Origin of the sequence: Citrobacter sp. Cf088 (assembly GCF_030334295.1) — a bacterium.
GTDB lineage: Bacteria > Pseudomonadota > Gammaproteobacteria > Enterobacterales > Enterobacteriaceae > Citrobacter > Citrobacter freundii.
This window is the reverse complement of record NZ_JAOWEE010000036.1, coordinates 1-20645: the sequence shown is the minus strand read 5'-3', so window position 1 is coordinate 20645 and position 20645 is coordinate 1. Positions and strand designations below refer to the sequence as shown.

Sequence of the window (20645 nt, the reverse complement as noted above, 5' to 3'; positions counted from 1 at the left end):
TGTTCATAAGTATAATTTTCTACTAACTTGATTTAAAAAGGATTTCTATGACCCGAAGGGCAGCTAAGCTCAACGATCACGTTTTACTGACAGTCAGATCATCGCCATTCTTAAATAAGCTGAAGTCGGAACTCTTGTTCCAGGCTGTCCGTTTACCCAATGTGATTGATGACTTCAATCGTGAAGCCTTGCTATTGAGGTTGATTTTTCCCTGCCAGCTATCCTTGTCATAAGAACGCTGGAGCAGCTCATTAAATGGAAAGGAAAACCGGCTTCAATTCGTTGTGATAATAGTCTAGAGTATATAGGTAATACACTGATAACATGGGCTGAAAAGCAAGATATTCGACTCAATTTTATTCAGCCGGGCAAACCTTAGCAGAATGCCTATATTGAGCGTTATAACCGGACAATACGCTATGACTGGCTGGGACAGAGCCTGTTTTCATCATTGAATGAATTGCAGGACTATGCGACAAAATGGCAATGGTTCTATAATCACGAACGACCGAACATGGCACTGAATGGTTTTACACCGATGCAGCATATTCATTACATGAACTGATTCTACTTATCGCCTCCGCTAAAAATAGAGGAATTACCCTTCACAACCTGCGGGGGACAGTTTCAGATTGAACCTCACGATTCACTCTTACGGATAATCCGTGGCTACGTTGTCCCCGACAGTTTGTACCCTGAAATTGTTCTCAACACACAGTCGGGTAGGGAACTGCTGATAAGACAGCAGGTTTCTTCGCACGTCTTACTGCATACTGGCTGAAACAATCACAGGAACAGCCTCATGTCGCACTGAAAAATCGTGTACAGCGTCTTTAATTTCTTAAAATCACCTCAAGTTGGGATGATAAAAACTGATTATAAACATCCACGACATGGCATGGAGCCGTTTTCATCCATCCAGCCTGAACTTCTGGCCGACTGATTAAATATCCCTGAACACCATTAGCACGCGCAGGACCAATTGCTTGATTTAATTGTTCAGATGTTTCTATCCCCTCAACTACAACCAAACCTGCATAGTTCTTGCACAGACATACGAGGTTTGCTAGTTCAGAGCTCTCTACACCGGAGCAAGATATTGAAGAACGTTGCAATACGGAACGATCAATTTTAATGATATCAGCATGGGCTATCGCTATAAACTCCAGCGTAGTCATCCCTGTGCCAACATCGTCTAAAGCAATGCGAACTCCTGTCTTTTTAAGGAGTCCCAATAGTCTTATTGCGTCGCTAATTTTACTAATCTCTGCAGTTTCCGTAATCTCGAGGATCAGGCGGCTCGCTATATCTGGCATTTCTTCTAGCTGTTCTATCAGATGATGCCAAAACGCGTTATTATTTAGTGATACCGCAGAGATATTAGCCGCAATATGTTGATTAGGCTGATAGCGCAAGAGTTGAAGAATGGTACTGACTACACTATAGTCAAGGTGAGAAATGAGTTTCAGTCTTTCTAGTGCATTTATAGCATCTTCTGGAGCATATGTAGGTTCTGCAATATGACGTAATAGAGCTTCGCTATATATACATACAGTTTCCCCATTAATAAAATGAACAATCGGCTGGAATACAAGTATTAACGATCCGTTACGTAGCCCATTCAATAGATTAGCGGCGTGTTTCATATCGGAACGAAAACGTTGACACCAAGCAGTCAATATTCCTGGTACTAGTGCTGGTCGTCGCGTGGATTGCTCAGCAAGGAATGAACTACGATCCGTAAATCCGTATTGTGTACCATTGATCCGTAGAAATTTAACTTCAACGCGTAGATAAACTTGGCCTTGAATTGTATCAATGCACTCTGCACCGACAATAGCGAAAAGAAATTGTGCAAGTTTATCCTCCTGTCGATCGGTAGAGTAGTTTTCTACATGGGTAACTTCGGATAACACATTTGTTGGCAGCATAGATAGATCTATAGTAACAACCTCATCCTGCAACTCTATAGCAACAGCTGGCAATCCGCCGTCTATTAACCTTTGCCGTACCACTGATATACATTGCAGATGGGTCTCTGGTCCAAATGCTGCAGCGATATCACCAAGATTAGAAATCCATATAATAATAAAATCAGTTGACTGAAACCGATTATTAAACATTATTTATGTCCTTCATTGTAGGGGCTTTCCTATATTTTTGTAATTTTTCAGTATTATTTAAAAAAAGGATAAGATGGTTTATTGAGCTAAATCCGAGCTTTTCCAATATATGATATTTATGTGCATAAACGGTTTTAGTCGAGCAATTAAAGTCTTTGGCTATCGTTATTATTTTTTTGCCTGAAATTAAAGATGAAAGAATACCACATTCTTTTGCAGTTAATTTTTTTATATTATGTGATCCCTTCATATTATTAAAAAAAATTTTTTGCCTCATTGAATTTAAAAGAATATGTTCCAAAGATTTTTTGAATTCATTTATCTCAGCAGAAAGAATAATTATTCTATTTCTTTCTCTACAATTTTCGTATTTCTTTATTAAAGGATGGTTAAGTATATCCCATGTCACTCTATCATTAATTATAAAGCAATCACACATTCCAAACAGTTGCTCGTCGAAGAGATCGACACCGTCACTAATACGAACTGGAACTTGCCCAATTAGTTCTTTTATCAAGAAAGATAAGCCAATCTTCAGATATGAATCCTGCGTCAAAATTAAAATCTGTAATGGAGACATTTTTACCTCAAAAATATGCGGTCTCAATGACAACCAATGTTAAAAATAACTCTCAGCGAAATTCTCAATAATGTGATAGACATCAATCTACGTCGAAAAATTGTACACACTATGTATAACGTGTAGTTTATTATAGTTTTTCCGGTTTACGATTGTGAAAATTTGCTTTTCTATGAACAATCAAATATTGCTGAATCCGCTCCTCCATCAGAAAGAATTTAATTATTCAGATGACAAAATTATATTCAAATTTTTTCAGAATGTGGCAAGGGATTCCTTTCCCTTACCATAGTTAATTAAAACTTAACGTTAATACCAATCATCCCTTGATATGAATTGAAATCCTTATTTCCTGTTACATAGGAAACATTAGCCCAAAGTCTGGTATTATCGCTAATTGTTGTTTCAACCCCTGCTTTCGTTTCGAACGAATTTTTACCACCTATAGCCGCTGCACGTTGTCCATCAAGATTTGGACTTTGTAAACGGTTTAAGTTCCTGTAGTTAAGCTCAACATACGGCTGAATGAAGGTCCCGCTTGTATGGGTCGTAGTACTGGCCCGTACACCCAGACGAGATTCAACCGCATCTTTGTTTCCTTTAATATTAGTACCTGTTTTTTCAGTGAAATCATTTGAGGTAACACCTAAATAGGTAACCTGGGCCTGTGGAGTCAGCCAGAAACTGGTTTTATCATTGCCAGCTACACGCCATGCATAACCAGATTCAAGAGAACCAGTAATGCCACGAAGCTTATAGTCCTCTTTAGATAACTGATCTCCCGAGACACTGGCATTAAAGTCATTCCAGCGTAACCAACTGTCGGTATACCATCCTGAATTATCAAGGGCATTCTCGAACCAAGTGAGATACATACCAACGCTATAGCCTGAAAGTTTCCCTTTCGATTGATAATCCGTCACTGAAGAGGTTGTCTTATTATTACTATTACCGTACCCAGCCATCAGACCCAAATGATATCGTTGTTGATTAGTATCCCAACGCGCAATATCGCCACCTAATTCAATAGTAGTGTCATAAATTCGAGTATCTAATTGACCAGAACTATTACTTTCTGTCCGTTTCCCAGTTGAGCGAATCCATAGCGACGAGGCTAATTCATCTTCAGCAGTGGTTTTCACTAATCCACTTTCACCAATACGATCATGCAACGTCATATTAAACATATGATTAGCACTCCAGGCATTCGCGGCATAGCTTGCACTCTCTGGCCGTAATACAGGGGTATGGCCGCCAGTTCCGCCCGTAGCACCGGTTTCACCTGTTGCCCCGGTTTCACCCGTAGCCCCGGTTTCACCTGTTGCCCCGGTTTCACCCGTAGCCCCGGTTTCACCTGTTGCCCCGGTTTCACCCGTAGCCCCGGTTTCACCTGTTGCCCCGGTTTCACCCGTAGCCCCGGTTTCACCCGTAGCCCCGGTTTCACCTGTTGCCCCGGTTTCACCTGTTGCCCCGGTTTCACCTTTCATTGCGAAGCTTTCCAGGTACCAAGCCCCATCATCGCTATGTTTATTCAGCAGGTACTCATAATTCCCTTTTACAACCCTGCGCTGCAGCAGAAACTCGCCATCTGATTGACCATTGACCTTTATAAGTTCAAGTGATTCCTGGCCTGTTGGCTTGTTCATGTTAAGGTTGTTAATCCATACATAATCATAACCACGGTCAATAGTATCACCAGTGATTGTGACAGTATCCGTATAAGATTTACCATCCCCTCCATTATTGGTACTTACTCCTTCTCCAGTAAGGTACGAGTCCATCAGCCATGTATTACCACCAGTAGTGAAATTCCCGTCGATGGTTAGATGGTCCCCAGCTACCCCATTGGCCATATCTATTTCAGAGTTCTTCGCCAGCACATTACCCTTGAGAGTAAATGAGGAAATACTATTATTTCCCGTCGAATTCCCATTGTTAACGTCATGTGCGATCAGGGACGAATTGTTAAGATTCAAGGTAGTGAAACTAGCGGTAGTACTACTGGCATTTTTTTCTAATTGCCAAGTCGCATCGTCTGCAATATTAACATCCAATTTTGATGCATTAGATGTATTGATCAGACCTTGCATTCTCCCTTGAGAAAAATTGAAAAGAACGTTACTTGCGCTGGAGGCTGAACCAGCCACATCCAGAATATAGGCATCCTTTCCGTTATTAGAAATGAGATTGCTATCTTCCCCTCTCACACTCAACTGGTATAAATTCTGCCCACCGGCAACATTAATAAGATCGGAACCATTGTTACCTGTCTTATTCACGATGAGATTGTTAAAATTAGTGATTGTTTTAGCTGTAGCCTGACTGGCATTACCGCTAATAGTTATAGCCTCTTTGCCTGATTTTATTTCAGTACGGGATGTATTTTCATTAGCATCTAATAAAGCACCCTGCCAGATGATATCAATACTGGCATCATTAGGTGCTTCGGTTGTATCCAGGAACATTTTACCGCTGGAGTATAACTGCCCCTCTCCGGTACCTATCGCAGCACTTTTACCTAACCGTATGGCATTAGCGCGAGATGAGCTACTAACTATCTTTATATTACTGTCATGGAGGTGTACCTGAGGGGTGACGTTATTAATTTCCGAACCTGATATGTAAATCCCAATAGCATCATTCTTGCCATTCTTAATATTGAGATTAAGTGTATCGGATACACTCACATATCCTGCGGCACCGTTCCCCGAGTTACGAGATGCGCCTTGAATAGCCCTGATACCAACGACCAATGGATACGAACTAGCTAAAAACCCCGTATTGTTCGTAGAGGCCATATTGATATCTAAGTTATCAAATAGCGCACGTGAATACATTCCATTGAAGTTCTCTTGTTCACCCGCATTTACGCTTGATCCGGCTACCACTCCGTAATGTTCAAATCTCTCGCTATATGATGTCCCGTTTGGTAAAGACAGCATCGTTAGGTTCATTGTTCCTATTTTTACAGTAGCCCCATGTGATGAACCAACCCCTACCTTCGCTATATTATCACCTTCCGGTTTAGCGGCATTAGTATCAAGATTAGCTATAGTAAGATCTATTGTCTTATTTGAAGCATCAAAAGTAGAAACATAGGCTGGGCTAGTACCACCAACTGCAATCCCCGCACTGCCTTTTATCGTAAAACTTAAGTCATTTAAAATAGTGATGTTTCGGTTGACTCCCTGACTATATTGCAGGATACCGGTATTCCAAATACTAGTATTGCCTATTTCACTGCCTATAGATTCAACGCTACATCCCGCAGTATTGATCGAATTATTTACAGTGATCGTGCCGTTAGCATTCGTGCTACACTCGGCTGAAATTGCATTTTGAGATAAGAGTAAAGCACCAATAATCAATGAACTACGCAATGAGCCTAATTTTGTCTTGCGACCCAGTTCTGAGCAAACAACCCATTCTCCATGGGCCACATTCCAGACTAATTTGTATATTTTGTTCATTTATTTTTCCGAAAATAGGTTGTGACATCCATTAACATTTTTACATCATATGCAATGGTTTACTATCTCATTAAGATAGGAATTACCTATTAATATTATTTAATTATTTATTTTATTATGTTTGTAAAATCATGATGACTGTGATTTTGTAGACTTCCCTATTTTTAGTGCCCCCCATTGAGGATCTCCAGTAAGTTTTTGTCTTGTATAGATAACAGGGGGGATATCCCCTGACAAATCCACAGAAAAGGAGACATGCATAGTATGTTGCGATCTAATTGATTGTAATAACAATTTCAAGGAAATCACCACTATGTCTGCGCGTTCATTATGCCGAAATTTTTTTAAAAATATACTGGAGCCTCTGCATCTTTATCGTCAAAAAGCACTGATTGAGGCAACCAGTGCTGTAATAAATGGTGCATCTCTTACGCTTACCAGTATTGGACGTCATTTAACCGGAACGGCATCGGTTAAAAACAAAATAAAGCGTGTAGATAGACTGCTGGGGAATACTCATTTATAAAATGAGATTTCCATAATTTTTCAGCGTGTTACGCAGAAAATCACGCAGGGAATGTCCCGTGCTGTGATACTCATTGACTGGAGCGCTTATCATGCCTCGCGTTTCCAACTCCTGCAGGCGAGCCTGGCATGTGATGGTCGCTCTTTACCATTGATGAGTTATGTCGTTCCGTCATCGCAGACGGCGAATCCTGAGGTGCATGAATATTTTCTTGAGTCGCTTGCTGAGTGCTTTACACCCGAAACTCATGTCATTGTTATTACCGATGCCGGTTTTCAGGGGTGGTGGTTTCAACAGGTCAGTTCTCGTGGCTGGACTTATATTTGTCGGGTGCTGGGTAATCACTATTACAATGTTGGTGATGGATGGGAAAAGGTAATTAATTCAGGCATAAAGACATCAACAACAGCAACTTATCTGGGTGAAGGTCTGCTGGGGCGAAGTAAAAAAGCACAACATGAAGGCCATTTTTATCTTTATAAAAGTAAGCCTAAAGGCCGTAAATTCAAACGTTCAAAGGAAAGAGCGCCCAGGCCATCGGTGACAACTAAAGCCCATACAGTGGGAAAATCACCCTGGTTTATTTTTACAAATAGCACAGAATTTTCCCCTAAACAGGTGATGAAGTTATACAGCCGCAGAATGCAAATCGAGCAAAATTTTCAGGATGAAAAAATCCTCACTGAGGATTCGGGTTAAGGCTTAGAGCTAACCATTCAGTTGAGCGGGTCGCGGTGTTTAGCCTGATCGCGGCTTTAGTCAGTATTATTATGTGGTTAAGTGGTTTCAGCCTTGAAAAAGGAAGGATACATCATAAATATCAGACAAATATAGTGAAATACAGGCGAGTTATTTCGCTATTAAAGTTGGCGAGAATATATTTAGGTATGCTCCGCTAATATTGAAAACCCTATTGCTAGGCTCAGGTTTGAAGAAATTACGGCAACGATATACCGATATGATATTGGTTTACTGAATTTTATGAGGATCCTTCAGGATATCCCCCTGTTATCTATGCAAGATAAAAACTGACTTTCACTGGCGGTAGTACTAAAAATAGGAGTCACCATAACTGAACATGAATATGACAAGAATGAACCGTAGAGTGTAAGATTTTTTCCTTTATTTTAAAAAAATTCAGATATATTTCATTTGCATGATGTTCTTCAAAGACTGACTTTCTAGTTAGTCTTTTTCATGTTCAGAGGAAATAGAATCATGCATGAATTACCTATTCCGGCAGCGATAGAGCGTGCGCTATCCGGTCTGCCTCCTGCTATTCGTAACCGTATTCTTGAACGCCTGCAGAGTCTCACTGATTACGAACCCGTAATCGGTATCGCCGGAAAATCCGGGGCCGGGAAGTCGTCCCTGTGTAATGCCTTGTTCAGTGGCGAGGTCTCACCGGTCAGTGATGTTCTGGCCTGTACACGTGATGCTTTACGCTTTCGGCTTAAAGCAGATAAGCACAGTCTGATGATAATCGATTTACCCGGTGCGGGGGAAAGCGAGGTCAGAGACCGTCAGTATGCGGAACTCTATCAGTCTCTGCTGCCGGAGATGGATTTGGTTCTGTGGGTTATCAAGGCTGACGACCGGGCATTGTCGGTTGATGAGAAATTCTATCGGGAGGTGATTGGCCCGTACCGGGACAAAGTCTTGTTTGTGGTCAGTCAGGTAGACCGGTTTGAACCGCTCCCGCAGGGAGCATCTGCATTCGATAGTCCTTCGGTACCGCAGAGGCATAATCTGAGCCTGAAGCTGGAGGATATCCGCCAGCGCTTTGCGCCCATCCATCCGCTTTGTGCCGTCTCAGCGCGAACCCGCTGGGGAATTGCCGCGATGGTCTCGGTGATGATGGCGTGCCTGCCGGATAAAGCCACCAGCCCTGTGACCTCCCGGCTGCATAAGTCGTTACGTACGGAAAATATCAGAGGGCAGGCCCGGGAGCGATTTGGACGAACTGTGGGCGATATGCTTGATACCGTTGCCCGCTCATCTGCGGTATCCGCTCCCACCCGAAATGTCATCCAGGCGATACGGGATATTGTCGTCCGTGTTGCCCGCTCTCTGTGGGATTTTTTCTTCTGAAGATGTAACGCTCCTCTCTTCAGGCCCCGTCGCTGAATGCGACGGGGCCTGATTTTATTTATTTTCAAAATAAAGGAACTGAATATGACCCGTCTGGCTTCGCGCTTTGGCGCAGCAAACCTTATCCGTCGTGACCGCCCCTTAACCCATGAGGAGTTATTTCGCGTGGTGCCCAGTGTCTTCTGTGAGGATAAACATCAGTCCCGGAGTGAACGTTATACCTACATTCCAACCATATCGCTGCTCGACAGTCTGCAGAAGGAAGGTTTTCAGCCGTTCTTTGCCTGTCAGACCCGGGTACGAGACCCCGGGCGTCGTGAGCATACCAAGCATATGTTACGCCTGCGTCGGGCGGGGCAAATTACCGGGAAACAGGTCCCTGAAATCATTCTGCTCAACTCCCATGACGGCTCCAGCTCCTATCAGATGCTGCCGGGATTATTCCGGGCGGTGTGCCAGAACGGGCTTGTCTGTGGTGAAACCTTTGGTGAGGTACGGGTACCGCATAAGGGAGATGTGGTGAGTCAGGTGATTGAAGGGGCCTATGAGGTGCTGGGGATTTTTGACCGCGTTGAGGAGAAACGGGATGCCATGCAATCCCTGATGTTGCCCCCACCGGCACAGCAGGCGCTGGCTCAGGCTGCACTGACCTATCGTTTCGGTGAGGACCACCAGCCTGTGACGGCATCTCAGGTACTTGCGCCCCGGCGCTGGCAGGACGAGAGCAATGATTTGTGGACCACGTATCAGCGTATTCAGGAGAACCTGATTAAAGGCGGGCTGTCCGGGCGTAATATCACGGGGAAACGTACTCATACTCGGGCTGTGCGTGGTATTGATGGCGATGTGAAACTTAACCGGGCGCTCTGGGTGATAGCGGAAACGCTGATGGAGCAGATTGCATAAAAGCCGAAAATATCTTTTCTCGAAACTTGTTAATGGATTGTTTACGGGGGACATAACCTGTCCACATACGCTTATCTTCGCTGATGCTAAATCCAGCTAATACCTCCTTAAGGCACACCATCTCTCACTTCCGCAAAAAGAAAAAATAGTTTTCATGATGTCCATACCCTGTCCGGCACCTTCTTTAAAGTAATCACTTAAATTTTCAGTCAGTTAATCTGAATGGAGTCCCTCCCATGACACAGGCAGAACGTCGCCATGACCGGCTGGCTGTCAGGCTGTCACTTATCATCTGTCGTCTTGTCACCGGTGAAACTCTGAGCGTCACCAAACTTGCTGCTGAGTTTGGCGTGTCCGTTCGTACCTTAAGGCGGGATTTTCATGAACGTCTGATGTACCTCGACCTGGAGTATCACCAGGGACATTGTCGTTTGCGCTCAGGAAATAGCGGGGCCCAGGGGGAATTTGATGTACTGACCTTTGCTCACCGTACGGGGCTGGCTGATGCTTTCCCCGGTTTCGACAGAAGGCTGGCCGGTGCTCTGCTGAATGCCGATGACATGCCCTGCCTGGTATGGCAGCCAGCAAATGCAATTCCTCCCTCAGGCTCACTCACTTTTTATCGTCTGGTCAGTGCTATCTCAACCCGTCAGCGAGTCATATTGCTGGCAGAGGGGATGCGTTGCGAAGGGCTGGCTCCATACCGGCTTATTTCACTGTATGGTCACTGGTATCTGGTGGGTGAGTTACAGGGCCGTATTGCGGTTTACCCGCTAGAAAATATCCATACCGTGACAGTCCTGAGAGCCACCTTTATTCCACACAAGGATTTCAGCCTGCTTTCAACCCGGCCTGACTTTATCCAGGCACTGCCGCATTTCGATTCCGTCCGTGATGCGCTATCCCTCACATGTCATGCCGATACCAGCAGCCATCATTGTGCTGAGTAGACTGCGACCATAAGGAGAGATTGTTGTTTTTACGAAACACTACCGTCAGCAGGCTATCTACAGTATCTGCTGACTCAGGTGTTTGCTCTTAAACAGTTTTTTCTGTCAGGTAAAGTCGCTGACAGGAAGAAATACAACTTTTACTTATCTGAGAATATAACCATGAAAAAAATGATTGCTGTTCTTGCTCTGAGTTCAGGACTGGGGTTTAGCCTTCCTTCCCTCGCCCGTAGTGATATACCGCCTGATACTATCTGGTCATTCAAAGATCCTAAGGGACGCGTGCTATGGGATGTCTGTGGCGGAAAAAACAGTACCTGTTCTATTGTTCTTGCAGCCACTAACCGGGTTGCGATTGTGAACCGTAAATCCACCAACGGTTGTGCATTAGGGGATTTTTATGTTGTGGCTAAACCAGAAAAAGGCTGGAATCAGTACGATACGGGAACCTGCAGTAGCAACGCCTATTTCAGCAAAGGAACCATGAATAACGGCCAGTATCGCACCATTGATGTTCGCCTTAACGGCGAGCTCGTCAAGCGTTTCCCGATCGAGTACTGGTCGCTGTCTAAATCGTTTTCTAATGGCAATCGTCCAAAATGGACAAAAGATAAGACAAACTAGAAGGTCCGTCTGACCGGATAAATATTTCGACATTTATCATCAGACGGCGTGAGAATACCTGTTCAGCGATATCATATTTATTCAGTCTGTACAGACTGAATATCGTTTCGGCAAAAATACCGCGTCACTTATGCTTATTCATACCTCAAATAACGAGGGGCTAATTGACGCAATTTAGATATAGATAATTTCTGACTCACCAATATGGAGATACCAATGAGACTGATACCAGTAATACTGGCAACCAGCATGATGCTCTGTGCAGCGCCTGCCAGTGCGATACCTAACATGTGGACTAATAATTTTGCCATGGGCGTGACGGAGTACATTATCACCAGCCCGGAAAAGACGGTTCTGAATGTAAGCTGTACTACGAATCCGGATGAGGAGGATAACCTTCAGCATAGCGTGTATATCACGCTTCCTGGAGGCAAGGGGGCTAACTCACATGAAGAGGATAAGACCATTACCTTGGTGACAGGAGACAGTCAGTATCCAGTCCCTTCCTCTCTTGGCTGGCGAGGTGCCGATAATGCCTGGTTTTCTTTTATTGAAGCCCTGAGTCAGGCATCGAAGTTTGATATCTACATCAATGATGACAAGGTCGGGAGCTTCAGTCCATCAGCGGAGAATATCCGTAAAGAGCTTGATGGTATAAATGAGTGCAAGGACATCCGCTATCAGGAAGCACAATAATCTTCGAACACTGATTTACCCTGTCACTGATGTGGCAGGGGTTTTCTTTTTCAGGGCCTGGATATATCTCAGCCTCATCATCACACTCAGCCAGTCTTAAAGGCTACACGGGCAACTCAATACATTTCCTGAACTAGGCCAATGAATACCGATGACTGAGTCAGGCAGATTCACATCCCGACCCCCTGACAATCACTCTCTATTGACCACTCCTCGATTGAGGACCTATTTATGGAAAACACAGTCGATTTTTCTTCCCCATCACTGCCCCTACATGTGCAGCGTACTGTTGATAAAGCCTTTGAATTACTCAGTCACTATTTACATCAACCGGGAGTCGCTTTCACTTCAACAAGTGCAGTCCGTGACTGGCTGTGTCTGAGAATGGCCGGATGTGAGCGGGAAGAGTTTATGGTGTTGTATCTCAACCATCAGAATCAACTGCTTGCCTGGGAAACCTTATTTACCGGCTCCATCAGCAGTACAGAAGTTCACCCTCGTGAGGTGGTAAAACGCGCACTCTATTTTAATGCCGCAGCGGTGATCCTTGCCCATAACCATCCTTCTGGTGATATCGCGCCCAGCCAGTCAGATAAGGTCATTACCCAGCGCCTGATTCAGGCCCTCGGATTAGTTGATGTCCGTGTCCTTGACCACTTCATCGTGGGTGGCAGGCACATAGCGTCCTTTGCTGAAAATGGACTTCTGTAAGGCTGGCTGGCTCGGTTCATATGGCTATGTTTATATCGTTATTTATCCCGCCCAAAACTAAACCCCTTTAATTCAAACGAGAGAAAAAATGAAAACTCATCCTGCAATAAACCCGCGGGTGGCGAAGCCATGTCCGCCACCCGTGGCTGTCTGGCAAATGTTGCTGACTCGCCTGTTAGACCAGCACTATGGTCTGCGACTGGACGACACTCCCTTTATTAATGAATCCGTGATTCAGGAACATATTGATGCTGGTATCACACTGATGGATGCCATTAACTTTCTGGTAGAGAGATATGAGCTGATTCGCACTGACCGAAAAGGATTTACCTGGCAGGATCAGACTCCATTTCTCACCGCTATCGACATCCTCAGAGCCAGACGCGCAACCAGCCTAATCAACACCTGAATTCTTCGAGTCTTATTCCTGATTTTTATCTCCAAACCTTCCCCTTTTTATATTGATCGCATAATGCGCCAGCCACTATTGGCAGGCGCGTTTGCTTTTATGGATGATTAACGATGCAAACAGAACCCGATGTATTAACGGATCACAGTGAACTTATCCTCTCAACTAATATTGAACGGACTGTGTCAGGGCGTGATGCGGCACTGGTTCAGATTGAGCAACTGATACAGCAGCTTGATGCGGTATCCCGCCTTACTTCAGAAGTGGGCGGGGGAACGGCACAGGACTGGGCCATGAAATCCGGGCACCGCTATGACAGCTGGCTAACCGAGCCATCTGAGAAAGCAATGCCCGCCATTACGCGTAATATAGACCGCAGTATCTGGCGCGACTTGATGCTGAAGTCTGGCATGATGGCGTTGATGGATGCCCAGGCTCGTGACCAGTTGCATAAAACCCTGGAGGAGGGTGACCTTCCTGCCATCAGCGAAGCCAATATCCTCAGTACCTTTAAGCAGTTACATCTTAATAAAAGGGATGTCTTTGAACGCGGTATCATCAATGTCTTCAAAGGGCTGTCATGGGATTATAAAACCAATAGTCCCTGTAGTTTTGGGAAGAAGATCATTATTAACAATCTGGTGACGCATAACCGCTGGGGATTTAGTCTTAACTGGGGATGGCGACGTGATCAACTCGCAGACCTGGAACGAATGCTGTTTCTGCTGGATGGTAAACCGATCCCTGATAATCGTGGTGATATTACTACCCGACTGATGGATCATATCCGGGATAACCCTTCGAAGGATGTTTACGAAGATAATTTATTCAGTATACGTTATTTCCAGAAAGGAACCGGGCACATCACGTTTAAGCGGTGCGACCTGACAGAAAAAATGAATGATATCGTGGCGACGCACTATCCGGAGATGCTGGCAGCGGGATGAAGAAGGAGGGGAGGTAATTCCTTACCTGACCCATTACCTGACCCAATTCGTATAAAACGAAAAAGGAGTCAGACGATTCCTCATCTAACTCCTTGTTTTATTTGGTGGCCCCTGCTGGACTTGAACCAGCAACCAAGCGATTATGAGGCGATTGATTGAGCCAGAACTGGCAGAAAAGGCCGTACTGAAAATGGATGCCAATGGCTTTGAAGAATGCCTGTCTTTGTGCCAAAAGCTGCGTTCCGCATATGAACGTAGGGATGTTTATCTGGCGCACCAGCTAAACCTCACTCTGCGGCTGAAGCTTTACATATACGCCGGTCTGCCTGAGTTTTTCAAAATTGTAACCCAACTGTGGATTAACCTGTGGCCAACTCTGAGTTACACGTTCGAATCTGACTCGGAGGATAAATGGCCAATATTTTTCTCGTCGCTTGAACTCGCTCTTTCAAACAGGGATGCAGGGGCAGCAGCAGATGCCATTAGAGAGTCACTGGATAAGGGGTTGCGGATCTATCTCAGCTTGTTAACCGAGCAAGGTGAGTAAACCGGCTACTAGTAGCCGGTTCGGATTCAACGTTTGAGGGTTTGCATCATCAGGGAGGGTTTAGGAATTGGTTCTTTCTGCTCAGCAGGCTTATCCGAATCAATGATGGTTGTTGCTCGGATACCTGTGGCCTGGGTTTCCACTGGTGAAGAATTCCGTTCAACGGCAATGCCCAGCGTTTGCGACAGAATGTTGCTCAGCGTTTCGGCATTAAACGATGTCGTGGTTTGTGCGGCCAGCAAATTTATTAACCGAGGGTCGAGCTCATGCAAGGCAGACGCAATTACCAGTGCCTTACGGTAAAATTCCCCCCGGGATCGGCGGGGTAAGCGCTCCATAATATCAAGAGCTTTACCGTCTTCTGGATTATTGCCGGGGCGGAGCCAGACGAGTAAACGTTTATCTTCTTCCATCACATAACCTCGTTTAGACGCTTGCCATTGCTTTGACGAGCGCGAGCTGCGCGTCAGGCGCTTTGATGACATCCAGCTTAGGGAATAGTTCGACAATATGAGAATGGATGAGCTCAGCACCGCCCCCGGCCAGTATGATTTTGTGGACGCTGTTCTGACGACGTATATCAGCTGCAACAGCTTCGGCCAGATTTTTCGACTCAGAATCGATAACGTCAATGATGGCATCAATTTTAGAGTGATCATTGACCGCAGAAGCAATCAACGCTCTATCATGACGGTTTTTAATGATGATATCCGCAATGGCATAACTACTTGGAGACTGGGCATCCTGGAGCGCAGCCATAACAGCTTTTGTCACTCGTGAAACGCCAACATCGCTGTTGCCAAAGATATCAGATATGCCCTCCATTGCCCCCTGAATGATGGCCAGGTCTAGGGTTGTTCCCCCCAGATCGACAACCAGGGTTCGTGTAAGCTGCGTGGTTGTTTTAGGATCAATCAGATATTCAGCCGCAGGTACTGATTCAGGCATTACGTTAACTTTTACAACATGAAAAGTTTCGCCATTATTCAGGGTTATTGGGCCCATAACGTTGGCCTTTTTCTTTTCAATATTAGCTTCGTTCAACTGCGCATCGCTCGTGAAGAACATGGCCACCGGCAGTGTCACTGTAAGTTCAACATCCTGTGGCTCAAGACCGGAAGTCAAAAGGGCATGATGAATTGCTACGCGACTTACAGCGTCGAACTGGAAAGAGGTATGCGTTGTTGTAATTGCAGATGTTGAACCAATGTCGTGAGTAAATTTCCGCCCATCAATGAGATAGTTGTAGATAGTTTTACCACCAAATGCGAGTGGAGTAGCCCAGCCTTCGCGGAAGGCGTTCTGCGAAACATGAGTTTTGATTTCACCATTCTCAATCCAGGCAAGTTTTACGTTCGTTGAGCCGTCATCACAAGCGATGTTCATCATGGTATATACCTCATTAAAATGTTCAAAAGTATCAAAAATCTCTGCCATTTTAGATAGTAAGCCATCCTGAAGCAAGGAATGCGCACCTGTAGCGCACGTTTAATGTCCACAAAATGACTATGAAAAGTGAATTACGAGTGAGTAAAACAGGAACGATTCTATCGGATTGAAATCTGGCGGGGTAAACGAGAAAGAGGGATGTATACGTACATGCAGAGGTCGGTAGCCCTGGAACACCAACGGAAAAAGTAACAAACCACCCGAAAAATGAATCGCCACGGATAATCTAGACACTTCCGAGCCGTTGATAATACTGGTTTTCATATTCTGTCGGTGACATCTGTTCGCTAGAACCATGCCGACGCTTACTGTTATAAAACATTTCGATGTAATCAAAAATATCGCTGCGGGCTTCTTCCCGCGTTCCGTAGATTTTTTTCTTTATCCGTTCACGTTTCAACAACTGGAAAAAGCTTTCTGCAACCGCATTATCATGGCAGTTACCGCGACGGCTCATGCTGCCCTCCAGGCCGTGTGATTTCAGGAACGACTGCCACTCATGGCTTGTGTACTGACTGCCCTGATCCGAATGAACCAGCACCTGTTTTTGGGGATTACGCCGCCATACAGCCATCAGCAGTGCGTTCAGGACAATGTCCTTTGTCATCCGGGATTGTATGGACCAGCCGATAATTTTGCGTGAGAACAGATCAACAACCACGGCAAGATACAGCCAGCCTTCGTGGGTCCTGAGTAGAGTAAGAGGCAGGGCGTAGTCGGACTATTTCCCTGCCTCTCCTCCCCGAACCGGACGTGCACCTTTCAGCGCATCCGGCTCTCCATTTAAATGCTGGCGAACGCCATTGCCACTTCTGTAAAGCGCGATGTATACGTGTTTCTGGTCTCCGTCCTCAGATAGGGATTACCTTCGGGTAGCCGCCAGCGGAACAGCTTCTTGCCTTGCCCCACCAACCGGTACAGTATTTCGCCGCTGAGCTTGCCGTGATTGGTTTTACCAAATAAAACCCACGTTTTGCTCTGACCCGGTTTCGGTGATTTACACCACCACCTCATCAGGGAAGCGATACCTGTACGGTATTTGCGGGCCAGCCAGTGAGCCAGCTTCCAGAACACGACACGGTCGATATAACTGAAGACTTTGGCCTTAAAATCAACGAACTGATAGAACATGGCCCAGCCTTTCAGTTTTCGGTTGAGTTGTTCAGCCATATCGACTTTGCTTTCACTGTAGTTGCCTGATAACAGTGCTGTCAGCGATGCGGCGAAGTTTCTGGCTTTCTCCTGCGGGATCGTTGAGACCACTCGCATCTCGCCATAACGACTGCGTTTGCGAATGATCCTGTGCCCCAGAAAGATAAAGCCGTCATTAACATGGGTGATTTTAGTCTTATCCATGTTCAGCCTGAGTTTCAGACTGCCTTCGAGCACACCCCGACACTCCTCCCTGATGGCTTCCGCCTGTGCTTTGGTGCCTTTGACGATGAGGACAAAATCATCGGCATAGCGGCAGTACGCCACCGCGGGTTTCCACTGCCAGTTTTCTCTGACCGCCGTACTTCGGCCCCGTTGGATACTGTTATTCCAGTACCACCGATCTTTTCTGGCTTTCCCGCTCAGGTAGCGCTCATGCAGGTATTGATCGAACTCATTCAGCATGATGTTCGATAATAGCGGCGATATAACACCGCCCTGTGGCACACCTTCACTGGCCGCCCGAAAGAGACCGACATCGATATGTCCCGCCTTGATGGTTTTCCACAGCAGAGTCATGAAACGTGCGTCACTGATCCTGCGGCGTACAGCCTTCATCAGCAGTCGATGATGTACGGTGTCGAAGTAACTGGACAGGTCGCCTTCAATCACCCAGCGTCCCCGGGTTTCACCGCAGTCTGTGAGCTGTAATTTCACCGTGCGGATCGCGTGGTGGACACTGCGCTCAGGCCGGAAGCCATATGAGAGCGTATGAAAATCACTCTCCCATATCGGCTCCATCGCCATCAGCATGGCCCGCTGAACAATACGATCCCGCAACGCGGGGATACCCAGTGGTCGCAGTTTGCCGTTGCTTTTAGGGATGTAAACCCGTCTGGCGGGCAAGGGCTGGTAGTGGCCTGAGAGTAATTCATCCCTGAGGATTTGCAGCTCAACAGCCAGTCTGGCCTGTAGCATTGTTTTGTTCACGCCATCAACGCCGGGGGTATGCGCCCCCTTTGATGAAAGCGTGATCCGCGCCGCTTCAGCCAGCCATTCTGGTTGTGTTATCAGACGCAGCAGCCGTTGAATCCGTAGGGACGGATCGGTGGCTGCCCATGTGGCAAGCTTGCGTTGCATTTCGCTGATTATCAAAGGTCTTCACCTCGTTAGGTCAGTTAATTCACGTCGCAAACACATTCAAACTGCTTCCCTTCGCCATGTAATGGGCTTTCCCCATCGCGGACTACTACGGAAGCTCCGCCAGCCAGCGCGTCATCGGAGCCATGCCCCCTTAACATCCGTCGCTGACCTTCCCCGGTTTACCTGCCTGGACTCAGGCATACTGAGGAGGCTGCCCGTCGCACTCTTTATCCTTGCTTGCCGCAAGTTGGCAGAAGTCAGCAACGCAAGCGTGATAGACGCTGCTGCCCCGGTGTTTCGCATACATGTCAAAACACCTTCGACCGGCAGTGCTTACGTATCACTGCCAGTTCCTCCTGCACGGCCTGTCAGATCACGTAGGCCGTGGTGACGTTTTCAACCCACAGAGGCGGATTAACGGGTTCATGTTCTTCAGCCTTTCAGTACTTAACCTTGAGGATCATCTCGGCTTAGTGATCTCGCCTCAATCCCCGTTGTCAGCGGGTTACATCACCCTGCGGGCATGCCGCAGGTCACTGCCGCTCAGGTTCTCCACCGTCACACCCGGTGGGATTGTTGGGTTTCTCATCGTGAGTTACCGGTTCAATATTCCAGACAGACTCGCGGTTCATTTAAGCATCCATGCCCGCCCTGAACTCCGGGCACACTGTAGGTTATGTCCGTTACCCAACTCTCATCCGGAGCATCCGGATTGAACTGTCGCTGGAGCCTGTTGGGCGACACGATACTGGCCTCGCCTTTACGTGCCCGCGGGCTCCGGTATCCGACCTGAGCCTTTATCCCGACACGTTTCATCAGTCGCCAGACTCTGTTCACTCCGCACTGTTGCCCGCTGTCCCGCAGATCCAAATGGATTTTGCGATAACCATAGACGCATCCCGATTCCAGCCAGAACTGTTTAATCTGCCCTGTCAGCCTCAGGTCTGCCTGATGGCGTTGTGAATGCGGCTGCTGAAGCCAGGCGTAAAAACCACTGGGATGAACATCCAGCACCCGACAGAGCAGGCGAACAGGCCAGCAACAGGTGTTGTCACGGATAAAGGCGTACCTCAGTCGGACAGCTTTGCGAAGTACGCCGCTGTAGATTCAATTGGTCAACGCAACAGTTATGTGAAAACATGGGGTTGCGGAGGTTTTTTGAATGAGACGAACATTTACAGCAGAGGAAAAAGCCTCTGTTTTTGAACTATGGAAGAACGGAACAGGCTTCAGTGAAATAGCGAATATCCTGGGTTCAAAACCCGGAACGATCTTCACTATGTTAAGGGATACTGGCGGCATAAAACCCCATGAGCGTAAGCGGGCTGTAGCTCACCTGACACTGTCTGAGCGCGAGGAGATACGAGCTGGTTTGTCAGCCAAAATGAGCATTCGTGCGATAGCTACTGCGCTGAATCGCAGTCCTTCGACGATCTCACGTGAAGTTCAGCGTAATCGGGGCAGACGCTATTACAAAGCTGTTGATGCTAATAACCGAGCCAACAGAATGGCGAAAAGGCCAAAACCGTGCTTACTGGATCAAAATTTACCATTGCGAAAGCTTGTTCTGGAAAAGCTGGAGATGAAATGGTCTCCAGAGCAAATATCAGGATGGTTAAGGCGAACAAAACCACGTCAAAAAACGCTGCGAATATCACCTGAGACAATTTATAAAACGCTGTACTTTCGTAGCCGTGAAGCGCTACACCACCTGAATATACAGCATCTGCGACGGTCGCATAGCCTTCGCCATGGCAGGCGTCATACCCGCAAAGGCGAAAGAGGTACGATTAACATAGTGAACGGAACACCAATTCACGAACGTTCCCGAAATATCGATAACAGACGCTCTCTGGGGCATTGGGAGGGCGATTTAGTCTCAGGTACAAAAAACTCTCATATAGCCACACTTGTAGACCGAAAATCACGTTATACGATCATCCTTAGACTCAGGGGCAAAGATTCTGTCTCAGTAAATCAGGCTCTTACCGACAAATTCCTGAGTTTACCGTCAGAACTCAGAAAATCACTGACATGGGACAGAGGAATGGAACTGGCCAGACATCTAGAATTTACTGTCAGCACCGGCGTTAAAGTTTACTTCTGCGATCCTCAGAGTCCTTGGCAGCGGGGAACAAATGAGAACACAAATGGGCTAATTCGGCAGTACTTTCCTAAAAAGACATGTCTTGCCCAATATACTCAACATGAACTAGATCTGGTTGCTGCTCAGCTAAACAACAGACCGAGAAAGACACTGAAGTTCAAAACACCGAAAGAGATAATTGAAAGGGGTGTTGCATTGACAGATTGAATCTACA

Annotated in this window: 16 protein-coding genes and 4 pseudogenes; 12 read left to right on the top strand and 8 right to left on the bottom strand. The window is 46.2% G+C overall.

Translation table 11 applies throughout. From position 1 onward, the window contains the following. Positions 1–140 precede the first annotated feature (140 nt). Positions 141–565 (top strand): annotated as a pseudogene (locus OGV71_RS04195) (integrase core domain-containing protein); the annotation flags it as partial. 268 nt (positions 566–833) lie between these two features. On the opposite strand, the gene OGV71_RS04190 reads toward OGV71_RS04195, so the two are convergent. From OGV71_RS04190 to OGV71_RS04180, 3 genes are all read right to left on the bottom strand, one after another. Continuing rightward, positions 834–2123 carry an EAL domain-containing protein gene (locus OGV71_RS04190; RefSeq protein WP_020303466.1) on the bottom strand — a complete coding sequence of 430 codons (1290 nt, stop codon included), beginning with the start codon at positions 2121–2123 and terminating at the stop codon, positions 834–836. Then, complete coding sequence (locus OGV71_RS04185; RefSeq protein ID WP_008814943.1) at positions 2116–2703, bottom strand: helix-turn-helix domain-containing protein; 588 nt, start codon at positions 2701–2703, stop codon at positions 2116–2118. Before OGV71_RS04185 ends, OGV71_RS04190 begins: the two co-directional genes overlap by 8 nt. Positions 2704–2999: 296 nt before the next feature. Then, positions 3000–6173 carry an autotransporter outer membrane beta-barrel domain-containing protein gene (locus tag OGV71_RS04180; RefSeq protein WP_213709416.1) on the bottom strand — a complete coding sequence of 1058 codons (3174 nt, stop codon included), beginning with the start codon at positions 6171–6173 and terminating at the stop codon, positions 3000–3002. A gap of 313 nt (positions 6174–6486) precedes the next feature. Between OGV71_RS04180 and OGV71_RS04175 the strand changes: the two are divergent. The 10 genes and pseudogenes from OGV71_RS04175 to OGV71_RS04130 all read left to right on the top strand — a co-directional run bounded on the left by OGV71_RS04175 (position 6487) and on the right by OGV71_RS04130 (position 14580). Further along, positions 6487–7675, top strand: a pseudogene (locus tag OGV71_RS04175) (IS4 family transposase). 242 nt (positions 7676–7917) lie between these two features. Next, positions 7918–8790 (top strand): GTPase family protein, encoded by an 873-nt coding sequence (locus OGV71_RS04170; protein ID WP_008814948.1) that lies wholly within the window; start codon positions 7918–7920, stop codon positions 8788–8790. Positions 8791–8874: 84 nt separating this feature from the next. Then, positions 8875–9696, top strand: coding sequence for a DUF932 domain-containing protein (locus tag OGV71_RS04165; RefSeq protein WP_008814949.1), 822 nt, complete (start codon positions 8875–8877; stop codon positions 9694–9696). A 236-nt stretch (positions 9697–9932) separates the two neighbouring features. After that, positions 9933–10646 carry a helix-turn-helix transcriptional regulator gene (locus tag OGV71_RS04160; protein WP_008814950.1) on the top strand — a complete coding sequence of 238 codons (714 nt, stop codon included), beginning with the start codon at positions 9933–9935 and terminating at the stop codon, positions 10644–10646. Between the two features lie 162 nt (positions 10647–10808). Continuing rightward, positions 10809–11270 (top strand): hypothetical protein, encoded by a 462-nt coding sequence (locus OGV71_RS04155; RefSeq protein ID WP_008814951.1) that lies wholly within the window; start codon positions 10809–10811, stop codon positions 11268–11270. A 216-nt stretch (positions 11271–11486) separates the two neighbouring features. Continuing rightward, complete coding sequence (locus tag OGV71_RS04150; RefSeq protein ID WP_020303468.1) at positions 11487–11966, top strand: YfjT/YkfB family phage-associated protein; 480 nt, start codon at positions 11487–11489, stop codon at positions 11964–11966. Positions 11967–12197: 231 nt separating this feature from the next. After that, positions 12198–12677 carry a JAB domain-containing protein gene (locus tag OGV71_RS04145; RefSeq protein ID WP_008814954.1) on the top strand — a complete coding sequence of 160 codons (480 nt, stop codon included), beginning with the start codon at positions 12198–12200 and terminating at the stop codon, positions 12675–12677. 88 nt (positions 12678–12765) lie between these two features. Further along, complete coding sequence (locus tag OGV71_RS04140; RefSeq protein ID WP_020303469.1) at positions 12766–13086, top strand: TA system toxin CbtA family protein; 321 nt, start codon at positions 12766–12768, stop codon at positions 13084–13086. Between the two features lie 113 nt (positions 13087–13199). Further along, positions 13200–14033, top strand: a complete 834-nt coding sequence (locus OGV71_RS04135) for a DUF4942 domain-containing protein (RefSeq protein ID WP_008814956.1) — start codon at positions 13200–13202, stop codon at positions 14031–14033. 142 nt (positions 14034–14175) lie between these two features. Further along, the gene (locus OGV71_RS04130; RefSeq protein WP_007372197.1) at positions 14176–14580 is read left to right on the top strand and encodes an FCD domain-containing protein; all 405 of its coding nucleotides are present in this window, start codon (positions 14176–14178) and stop codon (positions 14578–14580) included. A gap of 26 nt (positions 14581–14606) precedes the next feature. Here OGV71_RS04130 and OGV71_RS04125 read toward each other — a convergent pair whose 3' ends face one another. The 5 genes and pseudogenes from OGV71_RS04125 to OGV71_RS04105 form a co-directional block, all read right to left on the bottom strand. Next, on the bottom strand, positions 14607–14993 hold the full coding sequence (locus tag OGV71_RS04125; RefSeq protein ID WP_009652914.1) for a plasmid partitioning/stability family protein: 387 nt from the start codon (positions 14991–14993) through the stop codon (positions 14607–14609). A gap of 13 nt (positions 14994–15006) precedes the next feature. Then, positions 15007–16017: a plasmid segregation protein ParM domain-containing protein gene (gene parM / locus OGV71_RS04120; protein WP_223883253.1), complete on the bottom strand. Its 1011-nt coding sequence runs from the start codon at positions 16015–16017 to the stop codon at positions 15007–15009. Between the two features lie 238 nt (positions 16018–16255). Then, positions 16256–16732, bottom strand: a pseudogene (locus tag OGV71_RS04115) (IS3 family transposase); the annotation flags it as partial. A gap of 80 nt (positions 16733–16812) precedes the next feature. Beyond that, the gene (gene ltrA / locus OGV71_RS04110; protein WP_001189111.1) at positions 16813–18321 is read right to left on the bottom strand and encodes a group II intron reverse transcriptase/maturase; all 1509 of its coding nucleotides are present in this window, start codon (positions 18319–18321) and stop codon (positions 16813–16815) included. A 672-nt stretch (positions 18322–18993) separates the two neighbouring features. Then, a pseudogene (locus OGV71_RS04105) lies at positions 18994–19422 on the bottom strand (IS3 family transposase); the annotation flags it as partial. Positions 19423–19486: 64 nt separating this feature from the next. Between OGV71_RS04105 and OGV71_RS04100 the strand changes: the two are divergent. Beyond that, complete coding sequence (locus tag OGV71_RS04100) at positions 19487–20638, top strand: IS30-like element IS30 family transposase (protein WP_001254932.1); 1152 nt, start codon at positions 19487–19489, stop codon at positions 20636–20638. The last annotated feature ends 7 nt before the right edge of the window (positions 20639–20645 follow it).

Coding starts and splice junctions, on each gene's coding strand:
- OGV71_RS04150 (WP_020303468.1), top strand. CDS start 11,487: ATGAGACTGATACCAGTAATACTGGCAACCAGCATGATGCTCTGTGCA.
- OGV71_RS04185 (WP_008814943.1), bottom strand. CDS start 2,703: ATGTCTCCATTACAGATTTTAATTTTGACGCAGGATTCATATCTGAAG.
- OGV71_RS04160 (WP_008814950.1), top strand. CDS start 9,933: ATGACACAGGCAGAACGTCGCCATGACCGGCTGGCTGTCAGGCTGTCA.
- OGV71_RS04125 (WP_009652914.1), bottom strand. CDS start 14,993: ATGGAAGAAGATAAACGTTTACTCGTCTGGCTCCGCCCCGGCAATAAT.
- OGV71_RS04170 (WP_008814948.1), top strand. CDS start 7,918: ATGCATGAATTACCTATTCCGGCAGCGATAGAGCGTGCGCTATCCGGT.
- OGV71_RS04140 (WP_020303469.1), top strand. CDS start 12,766: ATGAAAACTCATCCTGCAATAAACCCGCGGGTGGCGAAGCCATGTCCG.
- OGV71_RS04130 (WP_007372197.1), top strand. CDS start 14,176: ATGAGGCGATTGATTGAGCCAGAACTGGCAGAAAAGGCCGTACTGAAA.
- OGV71_RS04135 (WP_008814956.1), top strand. CDS start 13,200: ATGCAAACAGAACCCGATGTATTAACGGATCACAGTGAACTTATCCTC.
- OGV71_RS04190 (WP_020303466.1), bottom strand. CDS start 2,123: ATGTTTAATAATCGGTTTCAGTCAACTGATTTTATTATTATATGGATT.
- OGV71_RS04155 (WP_008814951.1), top strand. CDS start 10,809: ATGAAAAAAATGATTGCTGTTCTTGCTCTGAGTTCAGGACTGGGGTTT.
- OGV71_RS04180 (WP_213709416.1), bottom strand. CDS start 6,173: ATGAACAAAATATACAAATTAGTCTGGAATGTGGCCCATGGAGAATGG.
- OGV71_RS04100 (WP_001254932.1), top strand. CDS start 19,487: ATGAGACGAACATTTACAGCAGAGGAAAAAGCCTCTGTTTTTGAACTA.
- OGV71_RS04145 (WP_008814954.1), top strand. CDS start 12,198: ATGGAAAACACAGTCGATTTTTCTTCCCCATCACTGCCCCTACATGTG.
- OGV71_RS04165 (WP_008814949.1), top strand. CDS start 8,875: ATGACCCGTCTGGCTTCGCGCTTTGGCGCAGCAAACCTTATCCGTCGT.
- parM (WP_223883253.1), bottom strand. CDS start 16,017: ATGGCAGAGATTTTTGATACTTTTGAACATTTTAATGAGGTATATACC.
- ltrA (WP_001189111.1), bottom strand. CDS start 18,321: ATGCAACGCAAGCTTGCCACATGGGCAGCCACCGATCCGTCCCTACGG.